5 protein-coding genes and 1 pseudogene are annotated in these 3,000 nt (G+C 67.3%); all 6 read left to right on the top strand.

Translation table 11 applies throughout. The features are described 5' to 3' along the window. Positions 1-153 precede the first annotated feature (153 nt). Positions 154-489 carry a hypothetical protein gene (locus tag ABD768_RS42865; RefSeq protein ID WP_344850727.1) on the top strand — a complete coding sequence of 112 codons (336 nt, stop codon included), beginning with the start codon at positions 154-156 and terminating at the stop codon, positions 487-489. Between the two features lie 84 nt (positions 490-573). Continuing rightward, a complete protein-coding gene (locus ABD768_RS42870) occupies positions 574-897 on the top strand; it encodes a hypothetical protein (protein ID WP_344850729.1) in 324 nt (107 codons plus the stop codon). A 91-nt stretch (positions 898-988) separates the two neighbouring features. After that, complete coding sequence (locus ABD768_RS42875) at positions 989-1,351, top strand: hypothetical protein (protein WP_344850731.1); 363 nt, start codon at positions 989-991, stop codon at positions 1,349-1,351. An 85-nt stretch (positions 1,352-1,436) separates the two neighbouring features. Next, positions 1,437-2,189, top strand: coding sequence for a hypothetical protein (locus ABD768_RS42880; protein WP_344850733.1), 753 nt, complete (start codon positions 1,437-1,439; stop codon positions 2,187-2,189). Between the two features lie 3 nt (positions 2,190-2,192). Then, on the top strand, positions 2,193-2,477 hold the full coding sequence (locus ABD768_RS42885) for a hypothetical protein (RefSeq protein WP_344850735.1): 285 nt from the start codon (positions 2,193-2,195) through the stop codon (positions 2,475-2,477). Between the two features lie 297 nt (positions 2,478-2,774). Beyond that, a pseudogene (locus ABD768_RS42890) lies at positions 2,775-3,000 on the top strand (transcriptional regulator); the annotation flags it as partial.

Below are 3,000 nucleotides of genomic sequence, written 5' to 3' on the forward strand. Positions count from 1 at the left end.
CAGCAGGAACAATCGGGTGATCTTCTCGGACGGAGAGAAGACGGTGGTGATCACCGAGCAGGGCGACCGGGTCGAGCTGCCCGGCTACGGCGAGGTGGTCGACCAGGTCCGCGTGGTCATCTACGGACTCAAGGGCGGCAAGAAGTGAACTCGGTGAAGCCGCTCACGATCGGCGGCCAGCCGGTCGACCTGACCGAAGCTCTGGCCCGCTTCCGGCAGGTCTGGGGCGACGGTAGCGACGGCATCCTGCTCCACCAGCTCGCGAACGAGTTCGAGCCGGTCGACCTGAGCTGTAGCGAGATCAACGCCCTTGCCGATCTACTGACGGCGATCGGGGACCACGGCTCCGCGGCCACGCTGCTAGAGGTCCACGTGACAAACCGCAGCGAAGACGCCTACGACCTGCGGACCGGCGGCCACCGCGAGGACCCGCGCCTGTCGGATCGATGGGAGGAGATCACCAAGGAACGCAGTCACGAGATGCCGTGAGTCACGACCGGCCGGGCCGAAGGAAGCGGCCCGGCCGGTCATCCCGCGAGATCCCGAAGACCCGAAACACCCAGGGAGACGAGCATGAGCGAAGCACCCGCAACCGAGCCGGAGTTTCTCGGCATGATCAGCCTGACGACCCTGCCCACGGAGGGGATGCGGATACCGCTGATCCTGGGCGGAATGGTGAAGGTCGAGGCGATCACCCCCGACCCCGGCACCGAGACAGCGGGGCAGGTGACCGTACGGCGGATGGTCACCAGTCAGTCACCAGTCAGGTGGTCGACCCCTTCGGCCCGCCGTACCTCGCCCGGTACGAAGTCACCACCACAGCCTGACGAACGACCCAGAGCGCCCCGCCGGCCACCGGCGGGGCGCTCTCGCGCGCTCCCGGCGATCACGACATAAGACCAGGTCAGAGCCTCGGAATCGCGCTAAAACGCTTTCGCGCGAAACGCCATCGAAAGCTTGACACTGTACGTAGATTCGTACATCATACATGATCACCGAAACTCCCGAGTACCTCGCCGCCCGCGAGATGAACGCTGACGGTTTCATCCGCCACGGACTGTCCAACGCGGCCCCCGGTACCCGCGTCCTGCGTGGCGACCAGGTCGGCGTCATCGCCCTACTGACCGGCCGCGGTGTCGACGTGGTCTGGCTCGATGGCGACCGGACCTCGCGCCGGGCCGCCACCCGCGCACTGAAGGCGTACCGCGAGGGCCACAAGGTCGCCGAACTCAGCGTCCCACTGGCCGGACTGGTCGCCCTGGACGGGCTGGTCGACCCGAACGCCGAACGCTGCGTGATCACCGACCCGTACCACGGCGGCATGTGCAAGGCGCTCCCCGCCGGACTCTGACCTCGACAAGCGGTGGCCGGGACGAAGGAAGCGCCCCGGCCACCAACCACCCAACCTAGACAACGAACCTGAGGAGAAACGAACCATGATCCTGGACCCCGCGAAGTACGTCGGCCTCGGCAGTGACGCCGTCGAGCTGGTCGAGTCCTTCGACACCGCGCTCTGGGCGCTGGACCGGATGCGGTCGGGCGAGTGGAAGCTCGATGGCGACCGCGACGAAGACACCCTTGCCGAAATCCAGACCGCAATCCGCGCCGTGGTGCACCGCCTGGCCCCGCGGATCGAAGCCACCGCGAAAGCCCTGGTCCGCCAGCACGTCGAGGCCGGCGGTTCGTACGGCGAGCTGGCTCAGGCGATGGACACCGCCCGCAGCACGGCTCAGTCCCGCGCTCAGAAGATCATCGGGAACCCCCCGGACGACTGGGAAGACTGGGCCACCGGCGATGGACACCGCAAGGGTGCCACCGAAGAGCTGGACACCTCCCTTCCCGCGGGGCTCATACTGCGCTGGGGACAGCCAGCCGTCCGCGAGATCATGGCCCCCAGCCCCGTCTGGATTCGCGACGACCAGGGCGAGCTGGACCGCGAGGAGTGGAATCCGCGGACCGCTGTCGCGCACTGGATCCCGAACCTGGAGGTCGGCGACCCCCACAAGACCCCGATCCTGTTCCGCACCGCAGACGACCTCTGGGTGCTCCGCGCGGACTGGTCGAAGGAGTACAACGTCCGGCCCGGCATGCGGTTCTTCTACGCCACCAAGGGCGAGGCGCTGCGTTTCCTCGAAGAGGGCGGCTACTTCGTCGACATCGCCCGGTACTTCCCCGAGATGGTGAATTGACCGATGAGCAACGCCGAGCTGGTGCTGACCGCTCTGCTATTGCACGGTCTGCCGACCGTCGATGACCGGTGCCAGACCTGCGGAGCAGACCTGGCGACCCTGGAGGCCGGCCGGGGCCATGTGTGCGAGATCGCCGCGGCCGCCCTGGGCCGGTCGCCGGAATGGTGCCGTGTTCGGCTCGCTCAGCACTGGAGCAGCTCCGGTGAGCAGTGCGAGTGCGGCAGCACCTTGGATGACTCCCCTAACGGCCTGTGGATCCACTGGGCCGACCTACTCACCCCGCGGTAGAGGCCCGGCCGGGGGCAGCGCTCGAACGCTTCCCCCGGCCAGTAGTCCCCGAGAATCCCTCGCTCAGAGAACCGGAGAGTGTCCCGATGCTAGCTGTCACCTTTGCCGCGTATTTCGTGGCTCTGTGGGTTGCGCACGAGGTTGCCGACCACTGGGCCCAGACCCACCACCAGGCGCTCACGAAGGGCCACAGGAGCCGCGCTGGCGCCCGGTCCTGCCTGATGCACGTGACCACCTATACGGCGCTCACAGCGGCTCTGGGCGGTCTGGTCTGGGTGGTGCGGTCTGGTCTGGGTGGTGTTGGATCTGCAGATCAGCCTGGCCGGATTCGTGGCCGGCCAGCTGGTCAGCGCGGTCACGCACTATTGGGCCGATCGCCGCTACACCCTGGCCTGGCTCGCTGATCGGCTCGGCAAAAGCCGGTACTACGTGCTGGGCGCTCCCCGGCAAGGGCATGACGACAACACCACCCTCGGTACCGGTGCCTACGCCCTGGATCAGTCCTGGCATCACTTCTGGCTGT

Source organism: Kribbella ginsengisoli (assembly GCF_039537185.1).
Classification (GTDB): domain Bacteria; phylum Actinomycetota; class Actinomycetes; order Propionibacteriales; family Kribbellaceae; genus Kribbella; species Kribbella koreensis.